This window comes from Variovorax sp. DXTD-1 (genome assembly GCF_003984625.1).
In the GTDB taxonomy this organism is placed as follows: Bacteria; Pseudomonadota; Gammaproteobacteria; order Burkholderiales; family Burkholderiaceae_C; genus Variovorax.
In genome coordinates this window covers 374,176-396,226 of record NZ_RWKH01000001.1, presented here as the reverse complement: position 1 = coordinate 396,226, position 22,051 = coordinate 374,176, and the positions used below count along the sequence as shown (strand labels likewise).

The window sequence follows — 22,051 nt, the reverse complement described above, 5'->3', positions numbered from 1 at the left end:
CACTTGACGGCAGCGCCAGATCAGCGTGCGGGTCGGATCAGGGCATATTGCGCCCACTCGCCCCGCCGGAACAGCACGCTGAGCGGCTTGTTCTTGTCGGCCTTGGCCAGGGCGGATTCGAATTCCTTGACGCTGGTCACTTCGATATTGCCGACCGAAAGAATCACGTCGCCCTCGCGAAGACCGGCCCGCGCGGCAGCATCGGTCGCCGCGTCGATACGCACGCCGCGCGCCTTGAGTTCCTTCTTCTGCGCCTCCGTCAGGTCGCTGACCACGAGGCCGATCGACTTTCCGGCGGTGGACGACGGCTTGGCCTGCGGCTCCTCGCGGTCCGACTGGCGCTTGCTCGAGGGCTTGGCTTCGGGGTCGCCCTCTGCAACGGTGATCGAAAGTTCACGCGAGCTGCCGTTGCGGAACACAGTCAGCGTGCTCTTCACGCCTGGCTTGGTGCTGGCCACCGAGCGCGAGAGATCGCTCGGCGTTTCGATGACCTTGTCGCCGTACTTGGTGATGATGTCGCCTTCGCGCACACCGGCCTTGTCGGCCGCCGAGCCCGGCACCACGCTGCTCACCACGGCGCCGCGCGCCTTGCCGAGGCCAAGGGACTCGGCCACGTCCTTCGAGACCGAGCCGATGGTCACCCCGATCAGGCCGCGCGAGACACGGCCGGTGGTGCGCAGCTGGTCGCTGACGCGGATCGCCTCATCGATCGGAATCGAGAACGAAATGCCCATGTAGCCGCCGGAGCGCGAATAGATCTGGCTGTTGATGCCGACCACCTCGCCGCGCAGGTTGATGAGCGGCCCGCCCGAATTGCCGGGGTTGATGGCAACGTCCGTCTGGATCAGCGGCACCAGGTCACCGGTGTCGCGCTGCTTCGCGCTCACGATGCCGGCGGTGACGGTGTTCTCGAGGCCGAAGGGTGAGCCGATGGCCATCACCCATTCGCCGACGCGCAGCTTCGAGATGTCGCCAACCTTCACCACAGGCAAGCCCGTGGCCTCGATCTTGACCACGGCGACGTCGCTGCGCTTGTCGGCGCCAATCAGCTTGGCCTTGAACTCGCGCTTGTCGGTAAGCGTGACCAGGATTTCGGACGCATCCTCGATGACGTGGGCATTGGTCATCACATAGCCGTCCGCGGTCAGGATGAAGCCCGAGCCCACGCCGCGTGGACGCTCTTCTTCCTGGGGCTGCGGCCGGTTCGGACGCGGGCCCGGGCGCGGATTGCCGGGCAGCGGCTGTCCGAAGAAGCGCCGGAAGAACTCCTGCATTTCCTCGTCCATTTCTCCACCGCCGCCGCTGCGGGAGGAAACCTTCTCGACGGTGCGGATCCCGACCACGGCGGGCCCGACCTGCTCGACCAGATCGGCGAAGTCGGGCAAGCCGCGCGCTTGCGGTGTCTGGGGCGTCTGGGCGACGGCCGACGTTACCGGCAGGAAACCCACGCTGGCCGAACAGGCCAAGCCGAATGCGAAGAGATAGGAACGAAGCTTGTGTCCCTCGACTTTGAACATCATCGGTTTTCTTTCAAAAGAACAGAGCGACCAAAAGAAGAGCTATGAGTCTGTGATGCGGACTTGGTTCAGCGCCACCTGCGCATGCGCGCCGGGTCAGCGCGTGCGCGCGAGGCTTTGGGCAAATGCATTGAGCGTCTGCTGCGGCACCTCGCCCACCGCAGTGAGCCACCAGTCGCTCGCCGGCTCGGGCAATCGCCGGCGAATGGCGTTGGTTGCGCCAATGGTCAGCACGCCGTCGCGCGGTGCGCGCTTTTCATCGTAGCGCTCGATGAAAAGCGACACCGAAGCGAGGCCATCGGAGAAGGTCCACTGAACGGTGCGGTCCTGCCCCGTCTTGTCGCCGCCGGCCGGGCGCCGATAGAAGCTGCGCGGCTTGAAGCCGGCCACCGGCGTCTTGAGAACCCAGCCCTCGTCTTGCGCGCTGGTGCGCTCGAGCTCGAGCTTCTCGATGCGGTAACCGCTTGTATTGGTCATCATCTGCGCGAGGGCCTGCGCCTTGACCGGGGCGTCGAGCTGCAGTTCGGAGAACGCCGACTGCTCCACGACGCGGGAATCGCCGTCCACGGTCTGCAGCTTGATGACGAGCCCGGAGCGGCGCTCGCTCCAGATGCGGTAGCCGAAGCGCAAGTTGTCATGCGGCACCAGTTGCACCACATCGGCGTCGAAGCCGGCCACACGGTCCTTGCCGATGGTGCGGACGTCGTAGAAGTCGCCGATCGACGAATCCGGCTTGTCGGGCAGATTGGGGAAAAGGTCGAGGTTTTCGCGCTTTTCGACCTTCACGACCTTTGCCTCGGGCAGGAAGGTCATGACGTGGTGATTGCGCCTGAAAGTCGAGCGCGGCGGCCCCGACAGCGCCTCGATGCGCTCAATCTGCAGGTCGCCGTCCCGCACATGCCAGATGCGCGCGCTCGAAAGATCGCCGCCCGCCGCCGAAACCACGAAAGTGCCCACGTAGTTGCGTTGCCGGGCTCCCGTGTGCATGCGCTGAAGCCACTCGACCACACCCATGGCCGGCGGAGCGTCACCGGTTTGCGCCGAGGCCGCGCCCTTTGCATTCACCGGGCCCGAACGGGTCTGTGCGGTCGCAACCTGCACAAGGCAGAAAGCAGTGAACACCAGCGCGAACGCGCGTACGGAGATCGGCATCTGAACGGTCATTGGGAGCGACAGGCGCGCAATCAGCGCGTGGGCCCCTCGAAGGTCGCGTTGCGCAAGAAGCCCGAAGGCATCTGCGAAGCGCCGCCAGCTTGCTGGTGCGCCTCGAGCAACTGGTCGAGCCGTGGGTCGCGCAGCATGACCTGCGGGCTGCCGTTACCGACCATCACGCGGGTCGGCGTCAGCGTGGTGGCGGCAGGCGACTGGCCGTTGACCGCTGCAGCCGCCAGCACCGAATTGGCAGCCGGTTGCTGCTGGGCGGCGATCTGCGGGCCCGAAGACGGGAAACCTGCTCCGTTGCCCACCAACGTCCAGCTGATGGCAGCCACGGCCACCAGCGACGCGGCGCCGGCCACCAGCTTCCAGCGGAACACCGGCTCGTTGGCGGCATCGGCCCTGCGCTGCAGCGTGACCATCTTGGTGGCCGTTACCGGCGCCAGGATCGGGGTTGCAGCCACGGGCTCGGCCGCTAGGCGCTGCTGGAACCGGGTCAGGAACGCAGTACCGTCGCTGCAAGGCGCATGGGCACCCGAGCGCAGGACATCGCCCACCAGGTGATAGGAACGCCAGGCAGCGCGCGCATCGTCTTCGGCGCAGACGGCTTCGATGGCCCGCGCGAAGTCGTCGCCCTGCAAATGACCGTCCGCCAGTGCGGACACCTGTTCACGAGCCGTCATCGTCTGATTCATTTCATTCACCTGCTTACCTACCAACGCTTGCCCGACTGGTTGTCCAGCAGCGGTTTGACCCTGGCCGAAATGGCCTCGCGCGCCCGGAAAATACGCGAACGCACAGTGCCGATAGGGCAATCCATGACCTCGGCAATCTCTTCGTAACTCATGCCCTCGATCTCGCGAAGGGTGACCGCCTGCCGCAGCTCGGCGGGCAGCGCTTCCATGGCCGCTTCGACCACGCTGGCGATTTCGTTTGCCGCCAGCACCGATTCGGGGGTTTCGTCGCTGATTGGTTCGTTTCCGGGGCGGTAAGTTTCATCGTCTTCGTCAGAAGACGGCCGCAAGGCGCTTTCGGAGATGGTCGGGTCGCGCTTCATGTCGACCAGCGCCTTCTTGGCGGTGTTGACCGCAATCCGGTAAAGCCAGGTGTAGAACTGGGCATCGCCGCGGAACTGGTGCAGCGCCCGGTAGGCCCGGATGAAGGTTTCCTGCGCAATGTCTTCGACCAGGTCGACATCGCGCACCATGCGCCCGATCAGGCGCTCGATGCGGCGCTGGTATTTGATGACCAGCAGCTCGAACGCCTTCTGGTCGCCCGCCACCGTGCGCTGGACGAGTTGGAGATCGACCTCGCCCGGGCGCGGCGCCTCGACGGACACATCGGTCAAGCCGGAGTCCGGTGGCACTGGCGGCGGAGAAGTGGTCATCGGGGAGAGTCAGGGCGCGTCGGCCGGCACGGTCGCCCGCCAAGGCTCGCCAGCAGGCGAGGCGGACGGGGGGCGCGAATATACCGCACGGCGCAGATCGCGCCAGCGCTCAGGGAGGGCGCGCCGTTCGGTCCATATCCAACGCGCGGCGCGGCCTGGTTCGGTCAGCCGGACCAGCAGCAGCGATTGAAGATCGAGCGCCACGGAAGCCTGCGCGGCATGAACGGCACGGCCCCGGTCGGTGCCCGTCAGGCTCCAACGGAGCCCGTCGAAGTGCAACACGCCAGCGCCGTCGCTTCGCAGCCCGAGCGCAGCCGCAATGCCCGAGAACAGAACACTCAGAACCAGGAGCAGCTGGCGCCAGCCGGCACTATCGAAGAGATAGCAAGAGAGACCTGCGCAGCAGGCCCCCAGGGCCCAGGTCGCAATCAGTATCCGGGTTGCGCCGCGCGAGCGCCCCACCGGATAGGTCACCGACGGTGCGCTGTGCATGAAAGAGCAAGGTTCAAGCGCGCTTGAACACCAGCGTGCCGTTGGTGCCGCCGAAGCCGAAGTTGTTCTTGACCGCGACATCGATCTTGAGATCGCGCGCCGTATTGGCGCAGTAGTCGAGGTCGCACTCCGGATCCTGGTTGAAGATGTTGATGGTCGGCGGGCTCTTCTGGTGATGCAGTGCGAGCACCGTGAACACCGACTCGATGCCACCGGCACCGCCCAGCAAGTGGCCGGTCATCGACTTGGTCGAGTTCACGACCAGCTTCTTCGCGTGATCGCCGAAGGCGAGCTTGACCGCATTGGTCTCGTTGAGGTCACCGATCTGCGTGGAAGTGCCATGCGCATTCAGGTACTGCACCTCGTCGGCGTTGACGCCCGCATTGGCCAGCGCCATGGCCATCGAACGGCGTGGGCCGTCGACGTCGGGCGCGGTCATGTGGTACGCGTCGCCGGTCAGGCCGAAGCCCGCCACTTCCGCATAGATCTTGGCGCCGCGGGCCTTTGCTCGTTCGTACTCTTCGAGCACCAGCACGCCGGCGCCTTCGCCGAGCACGAAACCGTCGCGGTCCTTGTCCCACGGACGCGAGGCCGTGGCGGGATCGTCGTTGCGCGTGCTGAGCGCGCGCGGTGCGGTAAAGCCGCCGATGCCGAGCGGAGAAATGGTCGACTCGGCGCCGCCCGCGATCATGACGTCGGCGTCGCCGTATTCGATCATGCGCGCCGAGGTGCCGATGGCGTGCAGGCCGGTGGTGCAGGCGGTGACCACAGCGATGTTCGGGCCCTTGAAGCCGTACTTGATCGACACGTGGCCCGAGATCATGTTGATGATCGAAGCCGGCACGAAGAACGGCGAAATGCGGCGCGGGCCGCGGCTCGCGTATTCGCCATGCGTCTCTTCGATCATCGGCAGGCCGCCAATGCCCGAGCCGATGTTGCAGCCGATGCGCACGGCTTCTTCGTACGACAGCGCTTCGCCGGTCGGCAGCCCGCTGTCCTGCACCGCCTGGATGGCGGCGGCAAGCCCCAGATGAATGAAGCGGTCCATATGGCGCGCTTCCTTCTCCGAGATGTATTGGGTGATGTCGAAACCCTTCACCTCACCTGCGAACTTGCAGGCGAAGGCGCTTGCATCGAATGCGGTGATGTTCGCAATGCCCGAGTTCCCGGCCAACAGGTTGGCCCAGGACTCGGTTGCGGTGTTTCCGACAGGAGCGATGCAACCGAGCCCGGTCACGACGACGCGGCGTTTGGTCATGCCGGCAAACCTTTCTGGAAGCGCTGAACAGCTGCTGGCGGCGCGTACGGTGCTTGAACAAAGCGCCGCCGGCCGTCGCAGTTGCAGCCGGCCCGATCAGGCCTTTTGATTCTTGGTGGCGTAGTCGACGGCGTTTTGCACCGTGGTGATCTTCTCGGCGTCTTCATCCGGAATTTCAATGCCGAATTCGTCTTCGAGTGCCATCACCAGTTCGACCGTGTCGAGCGAGTCCGCACCGAGGTCGGCCACGAAGGCCTTTTCATTCGTTACTTGGGACTCTTCCACGCCGAGTTGCTCGGCGATGATTTTCTTGACACGTGCTTCGATATCGCTCATTTGGTTCCCTCTGAGGGTTGTAGGTAATCGGTGGATTTTAGCCGGGCGCATTGTGGCATTTGCCGTGCACCCGGGACGGGGAAAGATTGCGCCTTGCGGCCAATTACATGTGCATGCCGCCGTTGACGTGCAGTTCCTGCCCCGTCACATAGGAAGCCTGCGGGGATGCGAGATACGCCACCGCATGCGCGATGTCGGCCGGCTTGCCCAGGTGGCCCAGCGGAATCTGCTGTAGCAGCGCCTGTTGCTGAGCCTCGGGCAGGCTGGCGGTCATGTCGGTTTCGATGAAACCCGGCGCGACGCAGTTGACCGTGATGTTGCGGCTGCCGAGTTCGCGTGCCAGCGCACGGGTCATGCCCGCGACGCCGGCCTTGGCCGCGGCGTAGTTGGCCTGGCCGGCATTGCCGGAGGCGCCGACCACGCTGGTGATGCTGATGATGCGGCCGTAGCGCTGCTTCATCATCGGGCGAATCACGGCGCGCGAAAGCCCGAACACGGCCTTGAGATTGGTGGCAAGCACGGCATCCCAATCGTCGTCCTTCATGCGCATGGCGAGCGTGTCGCGCGTGATGCCGGCGTTGTTGACCAGCACGTGGATGGCGCCATAGGCTTTCACGATTTCGTCGATCAGGGCTTCGACGGCAGCGCCGTCGTTCACGTCGAGTGCGCGGCCGCGGCCATCGAAGGCGCTGAGCGCGGAGGTGATCTTGGCCGCGCCGTCTTCGGTGGTGCCGGTGCCAACCACCTTGAGGCCGCGCTGGGCGAGCTCGAGTGCAATCGCTGCGCCAATGCCGCGCGACGCGCCGGTGACCAGGGCGACTTGCCCTTCGAATTTGGGAATGCTCATAGAAGAAGTGTCCGGGCCTTTCGCCGTTCAGGCGGCGAGCAGTTGTCGGGTGTCCGCGAGCGTTGCCGGGTCGTACACCGACGCGGCTTCGAGCTCGGGGGCGATGCGCTTGACCATTCCGGCCAGCACCTTGCCGGGCCCGCACTCGATGATGGCGGCTACACCACGCAGTTTCAAGGCCTGCACGCTTTCAACCCAGCGAACCGGGCCGGCGGCCTGGCGCACCAGGGCTTCGCGGATGCGGGCCGGATCGGTTTCCACGGCCACATCGATATTGTTGAGTACCGGAATCTGGGGCGCAGCGAGGGTGATGGTGCTGAGCTTTTCGCGCAGCGCCTCGGCCGCGGGCTTCATCAGGCTCGAATGGAACGGCGCCGAGACGGGCAACAGCAACGCGCGCTTGGCGCCATTCGCCTTGAGCAGCTCGCAGGCCTTGTCGACGGCCGCCTTGCTGCCCGCGATCACGGTTTGCATCGGATCGTTGAAATTCACGGCTTCGACGATCTCGGCGCTGCCCGCACCGAACGAAGCGGTGGCTTCCGCGCAGCCCGCCACGACCTTGCCAACTTCCATGCCCAGAACGGCAGCCATGGCGCCGGTGCCCACAGGCACCGCTTGCTGCATGGCCCGCGCACGAAACCGCACCAGCGGCGCGGCTTGCGCCAGCGTGAGCACGCCGGACGCAACCAGGGCGGAATATTCGCCCAGCGAATGTCCCGCCACGACGGAAGGGGCTGCGCCGCCTTCGGCCAGCCAGGCGCGCCAAGCCGCCACGCCGGCCACCAGCATGACGGGCTGGGTGTTGGTGGTGAGCGCCAGCTCTTCCTTGGGCCCGCTCTTGATCAGCGCGGCAATGTCTTCGTCCAGCGCCTCGGAGGCCTCGCGCAGGGTTTCGACAACGGCCGGATGGTCGCCCCAGGCGTCGAGCATGCCGACCGCCTGCGAGCCCTGACCCGGAAAGACAAAAGCGAAGGATTTCATTGTTTTAAAGCGTCATGTCGCATTGCAGCCCCTACTGGCGCCGCAATACGCTACAAGTTCAATAGCACCGCGCCCCAGGTGAAGCCACCGCCCACGCCTTCGAGCATGACGGTTTCACCCTTTTTCACCTTGCCGGAGCGCACGGCTTCATCGAGCGCCAGCGGAATCGAGGCGGCTGAGGTATTGCCGTGCTCGTTGACCGTGACGATGAGCTTCTCGCGCGGAAGCTTCAGCTTCTTGGCCGTGCCTTCCATGATGCGGATATTGGCCTGGTGCGGAATGAGCCAGTCGATGTCGGCGTCGGTCTTGCCCGCCTTTGCGAGCGTGGCACGCGCGGCTTCTTCGAGCACGCGCACTGCGAGCTTGAACACGGCCTGGCCGTCCATGTGCAGCAGGGGCGTACCCAGCACATTGCCGCCCGACAGGTGGCCCGGCACGCAAAGAATGCCGACGTGCTTGCCGTCCGCATGCAGGTCGCTCGCCAGGATGCCGGGCTCTTCGCTCGCTTCGAGCACCACGGCGCCGGCGCCGTCGCCGAACAGCACGCAGGTGGTGCGATCGTTGAAATCGAGAATGCGCGAGAACACCTCGGCGCCGACCACCAGCGCGCAACGCGCAGTGCCGGTGCGAATCATGGCGTCGGCCACGGTCAGCGCATAGACAAACCCGCTGCAGACCGCCTGTACGTCGAATGCCGGGCAACCGGCGATGCCGAGCTTGTTCTGAAGGATGGCGGCCGACGACGGAAACACCATGTCGGGCGTCGACGTGGCGACGATGATCAGGTCGATGTCTTCCGCCTTGCGTCCTGCCGCCTCGAGGGCGCTTCGGGCGGCTTCAAGGCCGAGGTCGCTGCTCGTCACCTCGGGCGCCGCGAAATGGCGCGCGTGGATGCCGGTGCGCTCGACGATCCATTGATCCGAGGTCTCGATGCCGCGCGTTGCCAATTCCTTGGCAAGGTCGTCGTTGGTCACCCGGCGCGGAGGCAGATAGCTGCCAGTGCCGGTGATGCGTGAATAAGGGCTCATCAAGCGTGAAGGGCCGTCGCGTCCGCTGGCACCGCTGGCTCCTGCCGCGCGAGCAAAGGCGCGGCGTGGGCGATGCGGGCCCGCACGCGATCGAGCAGGTTGTTGCGAGCGGCATCATAAGCGCGATCCAGCGCATGGCCGAAAGCCACTTCGTCAGCCGAGCCATGGCTCTTGAAAACCAGCCCGCGCAGGCCCAACAGGGCCGCACCGTTGTAACGACGGTGATCCAGGCGATTTTTAAACGCTTTTAGCACCGGATAGGCAACGATAGCCGCAGCCTTGGTGAATAAGCTCCGCGAAAATTCCACGCGAATGAATTCGCCGATCATTGACGCGACGCCTTCACTCGCCTTCAGCGCAACGTTCCCGACAAAACCGTCACACACGACGATGTCGGTCGTTCCCTTGAAGATATCGTTGCCTTCCACGTTTCCGTAGAAGTTCAAGTCTTTGGAATTAGCCGCAGTACGAAGCAGTTGGCTCGCTTTTTTGATGGTTTCGCTGCCCTTGATCGCTTCTTCGCCCACATTGAGCAAGCCGACCGAAGGCGACTCGTTGCCCGTGAGCGCGGAAACCAGCGCCGAGCCAAGCACGGCAAACTGCAGCAGGTCTTCAGCGTCGCAGTCGACATTCGCGCCCAGGTCGAGCACGGTGGTGGCGCCGCCCTTGATGTTCGGCAGCTGCGGGGCAATCGCCGGGCGGTCGATGCCGTCGAGGGTCTTGAGCAGGTAGCGCGCAATTGCCATCAGTGCACCCGTGTTGCCGGCCGAGATGGCGGCTTGGGCGGCGCCGTCCTTGACCTGCTGGATTGCAATGCGCATCGAAGAGTCTTTCTTCTTGCGCAATGCAATCTCGACCGGGTCGTCCATGCCCACCACTTCGCTCGCGGCAACGATGCGCGCCCTAGGGTGTTCGCCAAAGCCGGCCAAGGCCGCGGGCGCTCCGACCAGCAGCAGCGATGCTTCCGCATGCCGATCGAGAAATGCGCGGCAGGCCGCAAGCGTGACGCGCGGCCCGTGGTCGCCGCCCATGCAATCGACGGCAAGCGTGATTGCGGCGGGCGCGGCGGAGGATTCGGAGGAGGAAGACGTAACCATCAAAACAAAGGCCCGACGCTACAGCAAAAGTAGCTTCGGGCCTCGGCCTTGGGATGCGAAATCAGGCTTCGGACTTGTTCTTGAGGACCTGACGGCCACGGTAGAAACCGTTCGGGCTGATGTGGTGACGCAGGTGCGTTTCACCGGTGGTCGGTTCCACGGCAATGCCGGGCACGACCAGCGCATTGTGGGAACGGTGCATGCCGCGCTTGGAAGGCGACTTCTTGTTTTGCTGGACGGCCATGATGGCTCCTGGACTGTTAGGTGAGTGAGTGGATGCGCTCTCTTGCGGTGGCAATACAGGGACATGTATGGAATGCCTTTGTCTGTCTTGCTGCTCACGGCGGCGCGCGCGAAGCCCATGATTATAGCCCAGCCTGCGAGAAAGGGCTACTTGCCCTCTTCCGGCTTGCGCGAACGCAACGCGCCGAGCACCGCAAACGGGTTGGGCTTGGCCTCTTCGGCCGCCTTGAAGTCCTCGTCGCTGGACGAAAGCTGGATCGGCGTCGGGCACACCTCATGGACGGGCATGACGGGGATCTCCATCAAAAGCTCGTCCTCGATGAGGGCATGCAGGTCGAAATCGCGGCTCACGACCAGCAGGTCTTCTTCGGATTCGTCGTCTTCCGCATCCGCCGTAGCCTCATCGGCCACAAAACGGAACCAGCGGTCAGATGCAACAAGCGTATCAACCGGTGCCAGGCAGCGCTGGCACACTAGTGGCACCGTCGTTTCGGCCACCAGATGCAGCCAGGGTTCGGCCTTGCCGTCGGCGCCGGTGCGCTGCTCGCCGGCCGCCTCCCAGTGCACCAAGGCTTCGGGCGCCGGCTCAGCCAGTTCTTGCGCCAGCCGGGAGTAATCAGGCACCGGGTCGTTAGCCGAAAGCACCGCGGCTTCAGCGGCAAAGGCGGCCACGTCGAGCCGCTGGGGAACAAATTCTCTCTTCATCCGCGCCAGTCTAGCGCGCCAGCCGGGGGAATTGGCGCGGTGCAGCCAAAGGCTCTTGCGGGCTCACGCACAATCGTCTCCATGCAACGCCCCTTGATTCTTGCCTCGACCTCGCGCTACCGGCGCGAACTGCTGAACCGCCTTCATTTGCCCTTCGACGTGCAGCCCCCGGAAGTCGACGAAACCGCGCTTCCCGGCGAAACCCCGCGCGAACTGGCCGAACGCCTGGCATTGGAAAAGGCCCGCGCCGTGGCCGCACGCTTTCCCGAGGCCGTGGTGATTGGCTCGGACCAGGTGGCCGACCTGGCCGGCGAGGCGCTCGGCAAGCCCGGCGACCACGCGCGCGCCACGGCCCAGTTGTGCAAGATGCGTGGCCAAACATTGATATTCCAGACCGCCGTGGCCGTCGTTTGCCAAGCCACCGGCTTTGTCGAACGCGATCTGGCGCCGGTTCGGGTCGTTTTCCGAGACCTCAGCGATGCGGCCATCGAGCGCTACCTGCAGGCCGAACAGCCCTACGACTGCGCCGGCAGTGCCAAGAGCGAAGGGCTCGGCATCGCGTTGCTGAGCGCCATCGACAGCGACGACCCCACCGCCCTCGTCGGCCTGCCGCTGATTCGCACCTGCCGCATGCTGCGGTCCGCCGGAGTCGAATTGCTGTGACGCCGGGCAAGCTCTATCTCGTACCCGCACCGCTCGACTTCGGCTGCGATACCCAGGCGCCGCTCCAGGACGCCCTGCCCCTCGGCACGCTGCAGGCGGCCGCCGGCATCACCCACTGGATCTGCGAAAACGCCAAGTCGGCCCGCGCCTACCTGAAACGGATCGACGCCGTTATTCCGCTGGCGGCGCCCCTGCAGGCGCAAGACATCCGGGAACTGCCGCGCGAAGTGCACAAGAAGGGCGACCACGCAGGCCAATTCAATGCCCGGCCCTTGCTGGCGGCCGCACTCGAAGGCCATGACATCGGCCTGCTGAGCGAAGCCGGCATGCCGGCTGTGGCCGACCCAGGCTCTTCGGTGGCGCGCGCCGCGCATGAGGTGGGCATTGCCGTGGTGCCGCTCACCGGTCCGGTGTCGCTGCTGCTCGCATTGGCCGCGAGCGGTCTCAACGGCCAGAACTTCGCTTTCGTCGGCTACCTGCCTCAGGACTCGGGCGAGCGGCAAAGCCGCATCCGCGAGCTTGAGGCGCTGGCGCTCAAGACGGGCCAGACGCAGCTTTTCATCGAGACCCCCTATCGCAACGCCGCGCTGCTCCAGGCGCTGGTGCAAACGCTCCAGCACAACACCCGCCTTGCGGTGGCGCGCGGCCTCACGCTGGCAACCGCCCACGTGCGCAGTGAAACGGTGAAGGCCTGGCGCGCCAAGGCGCCTGGCACCGCTACGGACGAACGCCTGCCCGCGGTGTTCGCGATCGGGCGTTGACGATGGTGGTCACCGCCAGCACCCGCTGGGCCTCGCGCGCGCAGTTCTTTTCCTCCGGCTTCATCTTTGCGACCTGGGGCGTGCACGTTCCCACCGTCAAGGCCCACTACGGCATTGATGAGGCCCAGCTCGGCCTCGCAATGCTCGCGGCCGGTGCCGGTGCGATGTACGGCCTGACCAGCGCCGGCCGCTGGATCGGGCGCCACGGCCCCCGGCGGATGGCGGCCGTCTGCGGCTGCGTCTACGCGCTGCTGCTGGCCGGGCTCATCGCCATGCCCGGCTACCTCGCCCTGCTGGCGTTGCTGGCGGCCTTCGGCCTGGTGACTAGCGTGTTCGACGTGGCCATCAATACCGAAGCGGCGCAGCTCGAGTTGCATGGCGGCACGCCGCTGATGAGCGGCATGCACGGCATGTTCAGCCTGGGCGGCATGGCCGGTGCCGCGAGCGGCAGCGCCGCACTCGCCGCCGGCCTGGGCGCGCAGGCGCACCTGCTGTGGGTTGCGGGCGCCATGGCGTTGCTGGTGGCCGTGTCTTCCATGCGCATGCTGCCCAACCCGCCGGCCGCAGGCGATGCAACTGCCGCAGACCGCAAGTTCCGGCTGCCCCGCGGCGCGCTTGCGGTGCTGGGCGTGCTCGCGGCGCTGGGCCTGATTGCCGAGGGCGCCATCTACGACTGGAGTGTGCTCTACATGCAGCAGGAACTCGGCAGCCCGCAAAAGCAGGCCGCGCTGGCGTACGCGAGCTTCTCGGCGGCCATGGCGGCCGCTCGCTTCGGCGGTGACGCCATGCGTGCCCGCTTTTCGCCGGCCGCGCTGCTGCTCGGCAGCGGTGTGCTGGCGGCAGCGGCCATGACGCTGGTGCTGCTGACGAATCTCCCGTGGCTTGCGCTGATCGGCTTTGCGGGCGTGGGCGTCGGCTTTGCGAACGTGGTGCCGATTCTGTTCGGCGCATCGGCGCGCGTGCCCGGCATCGAACCCGCCACCGGCATTGCCGCCGTCTCGGCCGTGGCCTATCTCGGGTTCATGGCCGGCCCGGCGGTCATCGGCCTGCTGGCGCGGGCCAGTTCGCTGACGGCCGCGCTCTATGTGGTGGTGGTTTTTGCCGTGGCGCTCGCGGCCTCGGCCCGATACACGAACAGCGGCGGCGACAAGCCCGCCTGAGCCGGCCACCGGGGGAAAGCCTTAGCGCAGCGCCGGCGCGGCGGACTGCAGCGAGCGCACCGTGGCGTCGCCCATGGCGGCGCCGAATTTCTTGGCGAGCTTTTCGGCCACGTTGTCGCGGCGGGTGTAGTCGGTCACCTCTTCGGCCTTGATGACTTCGCGCGCCACGTAGTCGACATTGCCCAGCTGGTCCGCCAGGCCGAACTCGACGGCCTGCTCGCCGCTCCAGAACAACCCGCTGAAAAGGCCCGGGGTGTCGAGCTTGAGCCGGTCGCCGCGCCCCGCCTTCACCACGTTGATGAACTGCTGGTGAATCTGGTTCAGCATGGCCTGGGCGTGCGCGCGCTGCGCATCGCTCATCGGGCTGAACGGGTCGAGAAAGCCCTTGTTGTCTCCGGCCGTCAGCAGCCGGCGCTCGACGCCGACCTTTTCCATCACGCCGGTAAAGCCGAAGCCATCCATCAGCACGCCGATGCTGCCGACGATGCTGGCCTTGTCGACGTAGATCTTGTCGGTGGCGGCGGCAATGTAATAGGCGGCAGAAGCACAGGTTTCTTCGACCACGGCGTACACCGGCTTCTTGTGCTTGGCCTTCAGGCGCTTGATCTCGTCGCTGATGATGCCCGCCTGCACGGGGCTTCCGCCGGGCGAATTGATGAGCAGCACGATGCCTTTGGCGCCCTCGTCCTCGAAGGCCGTCTTCATTGCGGCAATGACGAATTCGGCGCTGGCGTCGCCGCCGTTGGCAATTTCGCCCTTGATCTCGACAACCGCCGTGTGGGCTGTTGTCTTGGCGGTGCTCGGCGTGCTGCGCGACATGGCCAGCCAGACCAGGAAGATGAAGAAGGCGAGCCACGAAAGACGCGTAAAGGTCTTCCAGCGGCGCGCGGCCTTCTGTTCGTTCAGGGAAGCGAAGGCGAGTTTCTCGAGCGTTGCGCGCTCCCACCCGGGACGCTGCGTGGGATCTTTGGCCATGTTTTTCGGCGCGCCTTGCGAAGACGCAATGGGGGTGGCCGGCTCAAAAGGATCAAAACCTTCAGGTTCCGTGCGGTTCGGGTCGGTCATTGTCAAAAGCTCAGGGGATGGAGGTTCCAGGCAGTATGCCAGTGCACCACGCCGTCACGTTCGCTGAGGGCGATCTTCAGCAGGCCGCCGCGGCACGGGCCGCCCGCGCATTCGCCGGTGTCCGGCTTGTAGACCGCGCCGTGGGTGGCGCAGAGCAGCCACTGGCCGCTGTCGTCGAAGAAGCGGTCGGGCTGGAAATCCATTTCCATGGCCACGTGGCTGCATCGGTTCAGGTAGGCGTGCGGCTGCCCTTCAAAGCGCACTGCAAAAGCACGGCAGGTTTCACCGCCGTAGACCACGTCGAAAGGTACGGCGAGGCTGCCTTCGACGAGGTCCGAGGCGTTGCAAAGGGGAATGGGCTCTTCTTCGCTCATCGCAAGATCTTCGGTCAGGCGTTGTCCAGGAGCCATGCCTCGAGGCTGGCCACCGAGTGGGCAATGAACAGCGGCTTCAGCGCGTCGAAGCTTTCGGGCTCGTGGGCGCCGTAGCTCACGCCCACGCTGGCGCAGCCGGCATTGAGCGCCAGTTGCAGGTCGTGCGTGGTGTCGCCGATCATCAAGGTGCGTTCGGCCGGCACCTCGAGCTCTTCCATCAGCTCCAGCAGCATGCGCGGGTGCGGCTTGCCGAATGTCTCGTCGGCGGTGCGCGAAGCGTCGAAACGGTCGCGCAGCGCGACCGTCTTCAGCGCCTCGTTCAATCCGCGGCGCGATTTGCCCGTGGCCACGGCCAGCTTGTGGCCGCGCGCGCGCAGGGCGTCGATCATCTGCAGCACGCCGTCGAACAGCACGAGGTCGTCCTGGTGCTGCAAATAGTGATAGCGGTAGCGCGCGCCGAGCTCGGCGTATTTTTCTTTCGGCACATCGGGCGCTGCACGCGCCAGGGCCTCGGCCAGGCCCAGGCCGATGACCCAGGCGGCGTCGTTCTCGCTCGGCTTGGCGCCGCCGACGTCGATCACCGCCGCTTGAATGCAGCGCACGATGAGCCGGGTGGAGTCGTAAAGCGTGCCGTCCCAATCGAAGGCGATCAGGTCGAAGCGCAGGGGTCGGGAAGAATCAGTCATTGGCCGTGGGAGTGGGATGTTGGGCGAGCGCCTCGAGCGCCTGCGGCGGCATCAAACTATGCAGCTCAGGCGGCAAGCCGGCCTGCAGCGCCACGCGCTCGCCGGTCGCGGGGTGGCTGAACTGCAAGCGCCAGGCGTGCAGGAACATGCGCTTGAGGCCCAGTTTTTGCAGCGCGCGCTGGCGCTCGAAGGCGCCGTACTTGTCGTCGCCCGCAATCGGGTGGCCGGCCGAAGCAAGATGCACGCGAATCTGATGGGTGCGGCCGGTCTTGATGGTGACCGCCAGCAATGACAGCGGCGTGGTGTCGCCCGGCAGCGTGAGCCGCGCCAGCACGCGCACCAGCGTGACGGCGCGCATCGCATCAGGATGGTCCTTGGCGACCACGCGCACGCGGCGCTCGCCCGCACCGGCGCCATCGCCCGGCAGCAGATATTTGGCAAGCGGCGCATCGAGCACCTTCTTGTTGGCGGGCCAGGCGCCCTCGACCAGCGCAAGATAAGTCTTGCCGGTCTCGCGGTCGCGGAACTGGTCTTGCAGCGCGACCAGCGCGCTGCGCTTCTTGGCCACCAGCAGGATGCCCGAGGTCTCGCGGTCGAGCCGGTGCACCAGCTCCAGGAACTTGGCGGCCGGCCGCGCGGTACGCAATTGCTCGATCACGCCAAAGCTCACGCCGCTGCCGCCATGCACCGCCACGCCGGCGGGCTTGTCGATGGCCAGCACCGCGTCGTCCTCCAGCAGCACCGGAAATTCGCGCGCCGGCACGGGCGGCGCGGCGCCCTCTTCGGCGCGCGGCGATATGCGCACAGGCGGCAGCCGCAGCACGTCGCCGGCCTCGATGCGCGTTTCGGCCTGCGCCCGGCCCTTGTTGATGCGCACCTCGCCCGACCGGATGATCCGGTAGACATGCGTCTTGGGCACGCCCTTCAAGTGGCGGAACAGGAAGTTGTCGAGCCGCTGGCCCGCGGATTCCGCATCCACGGTAATGAATTTGATGGACGCGTGCGGCGCCGCGGCGTCCACCGCAACCTTTTGGGCCGCGGGATCCGGAACTGCGGGATTTGGAGCGGCCGCGGGGCTTCGCTTCGCACCTATAATGTTTTTCACCAGCGCGGTCGTGTAAGTGCTTGATTAGACAGAAGTTTAGATCACTGCAGTCAAACGCCCAGGACAACGCTGCGAGGTCGATGCCGCTTTGGCGCCGAGACTGCAAACCCCGCGCAATTGCGCAAAGTGGCAGCCCCTGCGCCCAAGTCAAGCCGACACCCACGAAACACCGATACGGAATACCCAGCCTGCAGCTTCCAAGCTGCCGGCGGATCGAAGCGAGTCCCTTGTGTTGATACTGCTGATTCAACTGTGCCTGCGTTGGCCCACCTGGCTTTTGCCAGTGGCCTCAGGCATTGAATCATCCGCACCGCGCGCCACCATTGCGCAACCAGCTATCAATAAGATAGCTGCTCAACACCGAACCTGGCTCGCGCCCATCCACGCGCCCCCACCCCGGCTGTCTTCTTGAGCTGATGCTCAAGAGGCCTGCTCGCGCTTGCCGCGGCAGTGACAGCATCCGGGGCCAAGCGGCAATTCCCCTCGTTTCGCGGGCGTCGTCCGTGCATCGTTGGCCCGTCATGGGCCGGTAGAACGATACATATAAGGACAACGCATCATGAAGCGGATGCTGATCAATGCCACGCAGGCCGAAGAACGCCGCCTGGCCATCGTCGACGGGCAAAAGCTCCTCGACTACGAAATCGAGATCGAAGGGCGCGAACAGCGCAAGGGCAACATCTACAAGGCCGTCGTCACGCGGGTCGAGCCATCGCTCGAAGCCTGTTTCGTCGACTACGGCGAAGACCGCCACGGCTTCCTGCCATTCAAGGAAATCTCCAAGCAATACTTCGCCGAAGGCGTTTCCGCCAACCAGGCCCGCATCCAGGACGTCATCAAGGAAGGCCAGGAACTGGTCGTCCAGGTCGAAAAAGAAGAGCGCGGCAACAAGGGCGCGGCCCTCACCACCTTCATCTCGCTGGCCGGCCGCTATGTGGTGCTGATGCCCAACAACCCCCGCGGCGGCGGCGTGAGCCGGCGCATCGAGGGCGACGACCGCGCCGAACTCAAGGAGGCGATGGACCAGCTCGAATACCCGAAGGGCATGAGCATCATCGCGCGCACCGCCGGCATCGGCCGCTCTGCGCCCGAACTCCAGTGGGACCTGAACTACCTGCTCAAGCTGTGGACCGCCATCGACGGCGCGGCCAAGGGCGGCAAGGGCGCCTTCCTGATCTACCAGGAATCGTCGCTCGTCATTCGCGCCATCCGTGACTATTTCAATCACGACATCGGCGACATCCTGATCGACACCGACGACATCTACGACCAGGCGCAGCAGTTCATGGCGCACGTCATGCCCGAGCATGCCGCCCGCGTGAAGCGCTACCGCGACGACGCCGCGCTGTTCAGCCGCTTCCAGATCGAGCACCAGATCGAGTCGGCCTACGCGCGTACCGTGCAGTTGCCCTCGGGCGGCGCCATCGTGATCGACCACACCGAAGCACTGGTGTCGGTCGACGTGAACTCGGCCCGCGCCATCAAGGGCGGCGACATCGAAGAAACCGCCACCCGCACCAACCTCGAAGCCGCCGACGAAGTGGCCCGCCAGATGCGCCTGCGCGACCTGGGCGGCCTGATCGTCATCGACTTCATCGACATGGACGAGTCGAAGAACCGCCGCGAAGTCGAAAGTCGCCTGCGCGACGCGTTGCGCCAGGACCGCGCCCGCGTGCAGTTCGGCTCGATCAGCAAGTTCGGCCTGATGGAAATGAGCCGCCAGCGCCTGAAGCCGGCGCTCAGCGAAGGCTCTTCGATTCCCTGCCCCCGCTGCGGCGGCTCGGGCCACATCCGCGACACCGAATCGAGCGCGCTGCAAATCCTGCGCATCATTCAGGAAGAGTGCCTGAAGGACAACACGGCCGCCGTGCACGTCCAGGTGCCGGTCGAAGTGGCGTCGTTCCTGCTGAACGAAAAGCGCCCCGAAATCGCCAAGATCGAGCTCAAGCAGCGCGTCACCGTGCTGATGGTGCCCAACAAGACGCTCGAAACGCCGAACTACAAGCTCGAACGCCTGAAGCACGACGATCCGCGCCTCGACCACATCGAAGCCAGCTACAAGATGGCTGACGAGATCGAAGACCCGACCGCCGTCACCCGCCGCTCGCAGGAACCGACCAACAAGCAGACGCCGGTCATCAAGGGTGTGCTGCCCGACGCACCGGCACCCGTGGTGCCGCCCAAGCCCGAAGCCGTGCGCACGCCCGCCGTTGCGCCGGCGCCGGTTGCACCGCCCGTGGCAAGCGCACCCGCGCCGGCCGAAATGGGCTTCTTCGCCCGCATCAAGAGCTGGTTCGGCGGCACGCCGGCACCGGCGCCCGCACCGGCCGTGATTCCCGTCGAGGCTCCGAAGCCCGCGCGCCGTGATGGCAGCCGTTCCGGCCGTGACGGCGAAGCACGCGGCGCCCGCGACGGCGAGCAGCGCCGCGGTGGCCGCGGCGGCGAAGGCCGCAGCGAAAACGGCGGCCGTTCCGGCGGCCGCGACGGCGAACGCCGCGGCGGTCGCGGTGGCGAGCGCCGTGGTGAAGGCCGCAGCAGCGAACAACGCAACGAAGCCGCGCTGCCGCGCGAACCGCGTGAACAGCGCGAGCCCCGCGAACAACGCGAACCCCGTGAAGCACGCGGTCCGCGCGAAGGCGAACAGCGCCGTGGTGGCCGCGGCGAGCGCCGCGAAGGCGAAGGCCGCGAAGCACGGCCCGCATCGGCCGAGCTGATCGACGGCAACCTCGAAGCGCAGCAACTCGCGCCCGCCGGCGACGAAGGCAATGCCCCGGTAGAACGCGCGCCCCGCGCCCGCGGCGAACGCCGTGAACGTGGCGGTGAGCGCGGTGAACGTGCGGACCGTGGCGAACGTGGTGAGCGCAACGAACAGCGCAATGGCACCGATGCGCCGCGCGAAACCTCCGGCGACGACAACAACGTCGCTCCGCAGGACGGTTTGCAAGCCGAACGCGCACTGCGCAATGGCCGTGAAGAGCGCGGCCAGCGTGGCGAGCGCAACGACGGCCGCCGTGACCGCCGCAATGAAGGCCAGCCGCGCTTTGCCAACGGCGAAGCACAGGCACCCGCCGACGAGGCAGCTGCCGTCGCTCCGGGCGCTGAAGGCGAAACCGATGCCAGCGATCAGGCACCGCGCCGTGAAGGCGAAGAGCGCCGCGGCCGTTCGCGCGACCGTTACGGCCGCGACCGCCGTGAACGCGGTCCGCGCGACGAAAGCGAAGCCAATGTGGCGGGCGCATCGGCCGACAACGCCGTGGCCGTGACCGAGCCGAACGAAGCCCGTGCTGCAATGCCCGAAGAAGAATCGCGTGCACCCGCAGCACCGCGGAGCTACTTCGACCGCCCTGCAGCGGCGCCTGCACCAGTTGCCGCTCCGGTGGCACCTGTGCAAGCCGTTGCGCCTGTGGAAGCTGTTGCACCAGTCGCAACCTTCGCTCCCGCTCCCGTCGTGGCACCGATTGCCGTCGAAAAGAGCAGCAGCAAGCCCGCCGCCAACGGCCGTGCCCTGCCGAAGGTCCAGCCCTTCGAACTGCCGCTGAACGAACTCGCGCAAATCGCCGAGCGCTCGGGTCTGCAGTGGGTCAACTCCGATGCGGAACGCATTGCACAGGCCCGCGCCGCCATCGCGGCCGAGCCGAAGCCGGTGCACGTGCCGCGCGAACGCCCGCCTGCGATCACGCTCGACGAAGGTCCGCTGGTGCTGGTCGAAACCCGCCGGGAGCTCAGCGCAATGACGCTGCCTTTCGAAAAGGCATCGACCGACGCGCAAGGCGTGAACTGAAGACGCTCAGGCCCTCGGGCCTGAACGCAATAAAAAACGGCGCCAATTGGCGCCGTTTTTTTATTGGGGAACGGAAGAGATGCCTGTCGGCAACAGCGACCCGCAGCAACGTCGCAGCCGAATGCTCAGGCCTTCTCCGCCTGGGCCGCGCGCTTCCACGCTGCAGCGGCCTGCTCCGCGTCTCCGCGCGCCTCGGCCAGTTCGGCCAGCGCCAGCCATGCACGGCGATAAAGGTCTGTGTCCTGCAAACCCATGCCGGCCTGCATGAGCAGCTGCTGGGCCTTGCCCCACAGTTGCCGCTTCATGCACGCCATGCCGGCCAGGTATTGCAGATTGGGGTCGCTGGGGTTGTTGCGTTGTGCTGTCTCGATGCGGGCGAGCCAATCGGCATCCACCGAATCGAGCCCCGCCTCGAGCGCACGTGCCAACCTGACGCGCAATGCGTCGCCGAGGCCGCGCGGCTGCGACACCATGCGCTCCCAGGCCGGCAGCAGCCAGCCGCGTGCCAAGGCAAGGTCGCCGCGCAAGGCCACCATGCGCTGGGCGGCATGAATCGCCACCTCTGGCATTTCGCGCTCGGCGGCGTCGAGCTCGCCCCAGGCGCGGAGCAATTGCGCCGGGTCGTGCGCGCCGCCCAGCAGTTCGGTGGCCAGGCCGCGCACGATGCTCTGCGCCGCCGCGTCGGAAAAGGCACGGTGCTTGGCGAGCAGGCGTGCGGTTTCCAGCGCTTCGAGCGTGCGCCGGTCCTGGCGGGCCGCCTTCAGGCGAATGCGCAGCGCAAGCGTTCGCCGCTGCACGCCTTGCGGAAGCTCTTCGAGCCGGGCGAGTGCGCCCGCTGGATCGTGGTCTTCGAGCGCCCAGCGTGCGGCGCGCAGCTGCACGCCTTCGCGCGTCTCGGGGCTTGCCAGCACGGTCCGGTCGACGCTTTCATTAAGAGCTTGCTGCAGATGGGCATCGCGCGCCGGCCGGTCTTGCAATGCTTGTGCGCTCTCCGCGGCCAGCAGATGCGAGATCACGCGGACCTGCTGCGCCTGCGGCAGGTTGGCGCCCAGGGCCGCCAGCGTTTTCTCTTGCACCAGCGCGGCTTGCGCGGCCTTGCGCGCACGCGAGAAGCGGCCCGACAGCAGCTGCACCATGGCATCCAGCAAAGCCGAATGCAGCGTGCGTTCCTTTTGCTGCAGCCGCCACTGGCGTGCCTGGGTCGGAAGAGAGAACAGCGCCGCCAGGCCCCGCAGCGCAAGGTGCAGCAACGCGAAGGCGCCCAGCAGGATCACCAGCACCAGGTTCAAAGAAAGATCCACGCGCCACGGGGGCCAGAACACGGTGATCGTGCCCTGGTTGTTGCCTGCGAACAGCGCCACCGCCGCGGCGATGGCGAAAAGCGCCAGAAGCCAGAGGGCCGCTCTCATG

22 protein-coding genes are annotated in these 22,051 nt (G+C 66.2%); 4 read left to right on the top strand and 18 right to left on the bottom strand.

The window, feature by feature from the left end; translation table 11 throughout:
- Positions 1-20 precede the first annotated feature (20 nt).
- The 13 genes from EJI00_RS01850 to EJI00_RS01790 all read right to left on the bottom strand — a co-directional run bounded on the left by EJI00_RS01850 (position 21) and on the right by EJI00_RS01790 (position 11,046).
- A complete protein-coding gene (locus tag EJI00_RS01850; RefSeq protein ID WP_126745753.1) occupies positions 21-1,520 on the bottom strand; it encodes a DegQ family serine endoprotease in 1,500 nt (499 codons plus the stop codon).
- Positions 1,521-1,613: 93 nt separating this feature from the next.
- Positions 1,614-2,681 (bottom strand): MucB/RseB C-terminal domain-containing protein, encoded by a 1,068-nt coding sequence (locus EJI00_RS01845; RefSeq protein ID WP_126745752.1) that lies wholly within the window; start codon positions 2,679-2,681, stop codon positions 1,614-1,616.
- Positions 2,682-2,701: 20 nt separating this feature from the next.
- Positions 2,702-3,355 carry a sigma-E factor negative regulatory protein gene (locus EJI00_RS01840; RefSeq protein WP_409513997.1) on the bottom strand — a complete coding sequence of 218 codons (654 nt, stop codon included), beginning with the start codon at positions 3,353-3,355 and terminating at the stop codon, positions 2,702-2,704.
- Between the two features lie 29 nt (positions 3,356-3,384).
- Entirely contained in the window at positions 3,385-3,927 is a 543-nt protein-coding gene (locus tag EJI00_RS01835; RefSeq protein ID WP_409514000.1) for a sigma-70 family RNA polymerase sigma factor, read from the bottom strand.
- Positions 3,928-4,068: 141 nt separating this feature from the next.
- Positions 4,069-4,551 carry a hypothetical protein gene (locus EJI00_RS01830; RefSeq protein ID WP_126745750.1) on the bottom strand — a complete coding sequence of 161 codons (483 nt, stop codon included), beginning with the start codon at positions 4,549-4,551 and terminating at the stop codon, positions 4,069-4,071.
- 13 nt (positions 4,552-4,564) lie between these two features.
- Complete coding sequence (gene fabF, locus EJI00_RS01825; protein WP_126745749.1) at positions 4,565-5,809, bottom strand: beta-ketoacyl-ACP synthase II; 1,245 nt, start codon at positions 5,807-5,809, stop codon at positions 4,565-4,567.
- Between the two features lie 96 nt (positions 5,810-5,905).
- A complete protein-coding gene (gene acpP / locus EJI00_RS01820) occupies positions 5,906-6,145 on the bottom strand; it encodes an acyl carrier protein (RefSeq protein WP_007830471.1) in 240 nt (79 codons plus the stop codon).
- A 103-nt stretch (positions 6,146-6,248) separates the two neighbouring features.
- Positions 6,249-6,992 (bottom strand): 3-oxoacyl-ACP reductase FabG, encoded by a 744-nt coding sequence (gene fabG, locus EJI00_RS01815; RefSeq protein ID WP_126745748.1) that lies wholly within the window; start codon positions 6,990-6,992, stop codon positions 6,249-6,251.
- 27 nt (positions 6,993-7,019) lie between these two features.
- Positions 7,020-7,973 (bottom strand): ACP S-malonyltransferase, encoded by a 954-nt coding sequence (gene fabD / locus EJI00_RS01810; RefSeq protein WP_126745747.1) that lies wholly within the window; start codon positions 7,971-7,973, stop codon positions 7,020-7,022.
- 50 nt (positions 7,974-8,023) lie between these two features.
- Positions 8,024-9,001 (bottom strand): beta-ketoacyl-ACP synthase III, encoded by a 978-nt coding sequence (locus EJI00_RS01805; RefSeq protein ID WP_126745746.1) that lies wholly within the window; start codon positions 8,999-9,001, stop codon positions 8,024-8,026.
- A complete protein-coding gene (gene plsX / locus EJI00_RS01800; protein ID WP_126745745.1) occupies positions 9,001-10,098 on the bottom strand; it encodes a phosphate acyltransferase PlsX in 1,098 nt (365 codons plus the stop codon). Before plsX ends, EJI00_RS01805 begins: the two co-directional genes overlap by 1 nt.
- 61 nt (positions 10,099-10,159) lie before the next feature.
- Positions 10,160-10,342 (bottom strand): 50S ribosomal protein L32, encoded by a 183-nt coding sequence (gene rpmF / locus EJI00_RS01795; RefSeq protein ID WP_007830466.1) that lies wholly within the window; start codon positions 10,340-10,342, stop codon positions 10,160-10,162.
- Positions 10,343-10,488: 146 nt separating this feature from the next.
- Positions 10,489-11,046, bottom strand: a complete 558-nt coding sequence (locus EJI00_RS01790; RefSeq protein WP_126745744.1) for a YceD family protein — start codon at positions 11,044-11,046, stop codon at positions 10,489-10,491.
- Positions 11,047-11,127: 81 nt separating this feature from the next.
- On the opposite strand from EJI00_RS01790, the gene EJI00_RS01785 reads away from it, so the two are divergent.
- The 3 genes from EJI00_RS01785 to EJI00_RS01775 are packed head-to-tail and all read left to right on the top strand — an operon-like array spanning position 11,128 to position 13,630.
- On the top strand, positions 11,128-11,709 hold the full coding sequence (locus EJI00_RS01785) for a Maf family protein (RefSeq protein ID WP_126745743.1): 582 nt from the start codon (positions 11,128-11,130) through the stop codon (positions 11,707-11,709).
- Positions 11,706-12,470, top strand: coding sequence for an SAM-dependent methyltransferase (locus EJI00_RS01780; RefSeq protein ID WP_126745742.1), 765 nt, complete (start codon positions 11,706-11,708; stop codon positions 12,468-12,470). The genes EJI00_RS01785 and EJI00_RS01780 overlap by 4 nt, the downstream gene beginning before the upstream one ends.
- Before the next feature lie 2 nt (positions 12,471-12,472).
- On the top strand, positions 12,473-13,630 hold the full coding sequence (locus EJI00_RS01775) for an MFS transporter (protein WP_126745741.1): 1,158 nt from the start codon (positions 12,473-12,475) through the stop codon (positions 13,628-13,630).
- Positions 13,631-13,651: 21 nt separating this feature from the next.
- On the opposite strand, the gene EJI00_RS01770 is transcribed toward EJI00_RS01775, so the two are convergent.
- From EJI00_RS01770 to EJI00_RS01755, 4 genes are read right to left on the bottom strand one after another with little or no spacing between them, the layout of a single operon-like run.
- Positions 13,652-14,695, bottom strand: a complete 1,044-nt coding sequence (locus tag EJI00_RS01770; protein ID WP_126745740.1) for a S49 family peptidase — start codon at positions 14,693-14,695, stop codon at positions 13,652-13,654.
- A 2-nt stretch (positions 14,696-14,697) separates the two neighbouring features.
- Entirely contained in the window at positions 14,698-15,069 is a 372-nt protein-coding gene (locus EJI00_RS01765) for a Rieske (2Fe-2S) protein (protein ID WP_126745739.1), read from the bottom strand.
- Between the two features lie 14 nt (positions 15,070-15,083).
- A complete protein-coding gene (locus tag EJI00_RS01760; protein WP_126745738.1) occupies positions 15,084-15,755 on the bottom strand; it encodes an HAD family hydrolase in 672 nt (223 codons plus the stop codon).
- Positions 15,748-16,860 carry an RluA family pseudouridine synthase gene (locus tag EJI00_RS01755; RefSeq protein WP_126745737.1) on the bottom strand — a complete coding sequence of 371 codons (1,113 nt, stop codon included), beginning with the start codon at positions 16,858-16,860 and terminating at the stop codon, positions 15,748-15,750. Before EJI00_RS01755 ends, EJI00_RS01760 begins: the two co-directional genes overlap by 8 nt.
- A 559-nt stretch (positions 16,861-17,419) precedes the next feature.
- Here EJI00_RS01755 and EJI00_RS01750 point away from each other — a divergent pair.
- Positions 17,420-20,641: an Rne/Rng family ribonuclease gene (locus tag EJI00_RS01750; protein WP_126745736.1), complete on the top strand. Its 3,222-nt coding sequence runs from the start codon at positions 17,420-17,422 to the stop codon at positions 20,639-20,641.
- 125 nt (positions 20,642-20,766) lie between these two features.
- Here EJI00_RS01750 and EJI00_RS01745 read toward each other — a convergent pair whose 3' ends face one another.
- Positions 20,767-22,050 carry a heme biosynthesis protein HemY gene (locus EJI00_RS01745; RefSeq protein ID WP_126745735.1) on the bottom strand — a complete coding sequence of 428 codons (1,284 nt, stop codon included), beginning with the start codon at positions 22,048-22,050 and terminating at the stop codon, positions 20,767-20,769.
- Between the last annotated feature and the right edge of the window lies 1 nt (position 22,051).

Coding starts and splice junctions, on each gene's coding strand:
- EJI00_RS01790 (WP_126745744.1), bottom strand. CDS start 11,046: ATGAAGAGAGAATTTGTTCCCCAGCGGCTCGACGTGGCCGCCTTTGCC.
- plsX (WP_126745745.1), bottom strand. CDS start 10,098: ATGGTTACGTCTTCCTCCTCCGAATCCTCCGCCGCGCCCGCCGCAATC.
- EJI00_RS01785 (WP_126745743.1), top strand. CDS start 11,128: ATGCAACGCCCCTTGATTCTTGCCTCGACCTCGCGCTACCGGCGCGAA.
- fabG (WP_126745748.1), bottom strand. CDS start 6,992: ATGAGCATTCCCAAATTCGAAGGGCAAGTCGCCCTGGTCACCGGCGCG.
- EJI00_RS01840 (WP_409513997.1), bottom strand. CDS start 3,355: ATGACGGCTCGTGAACAGGTGTCCGCACTGGCGGACGGTCATTTGCAG.
- EJI00_RS01805 (WP_126745746.1), bottom strand. CDS start 9,001: ATGAGCCCTTATTCACGCATCACCGGCACTGGCAGCTATCTGCCTCCG.
- EJI00_RS01850 (WP_126745753.1), bottom strand. CDS start 1,520: ATGATGTTCAAAGTCGAGGGACACAAGCTTCGTTCCTATCTCTTCGCA.
- EJI00_RS01845 (WP_126745752.1), bottom strand. CDS start 2,681: ATGACCGTTCAGATGCCGATCTCCGTACGCGCGTTCGCGCTGGTGTTC.
- rpmF (WP_007830466.1), bottom strand. CDS start 10,342: ATGGCCGTCCAGCAAAACAAGAAGTCGCCTTCCAAGCGCGGCATGCAC.
- fabD (WP_126745747.1), bottom strand. CDS start 7,973: ATGAAATCCTTCGCTTTTGTCTTTCCGGGTCAGGGCTCGCAGGCGGTC.
- EJI00_RS01830 (WP_126745750.1), bottom strand. CDS start 4,551: ATGCACAGCGCACCGTCGGTGACCTATCCGGTGGGGCGCTCGCGCGGC.
- EJI00_RS01770 (WP_126745740.1), bottom strand. CDS start 14,695: ATGACCGACCCGAACCGCACGGAACCTGAAGGTTTTGATCCTTTTGAG.
- EJI00_RS01775 (WP_126745741.1), top strand. CDS start 12,473: ATGGTGGTCACCGCCAGCACCCGCTGGGCCTCGCGCGCGCAGTTCTTT.
- EJI00_RS01745 (WP_126745735.1), bottom strand. CDS start 22,050: ATGAGAGCGGCCCTCTGGCTTCTGGCGCTTTTCGCCATCGCCGCGGCG.
- acpP (WP_007830471.1), bottom strand. CDS start 6,145: ATGAGCGATATCGAAGCACGTGTCAAGAAAATCATCGCCGAGCAACTC.
- EJI00_RS01760 (WP_126745738.1), bottom strand. CDS start 15,755: ATGACTGATTCTTCCCGACCCCTGCGCTTCGACCTGATCGCCTTCGAT.
- EJI00_RS01750 (WP_126745736.1), top strand. CDS start 17,420: ATGAAGCGGATGCTGATCAATGCCACGCAGGCCGAAGAACGCCGCCTG.
- EJI00_RS01765 (WP_126745739.1), bottom strand. CDS start 15,069: ATGAGCGAAGAAGAGCCCATTCCCCTTTGCAACGCCTCGGACCTCGTC.
- fabF (WP_126745749.1), bottom strand. CDS start 5,809: ATGACCAAACGCCGCGTCGTCGTGACCGGGCTCGGTTGCATCGCTCCT.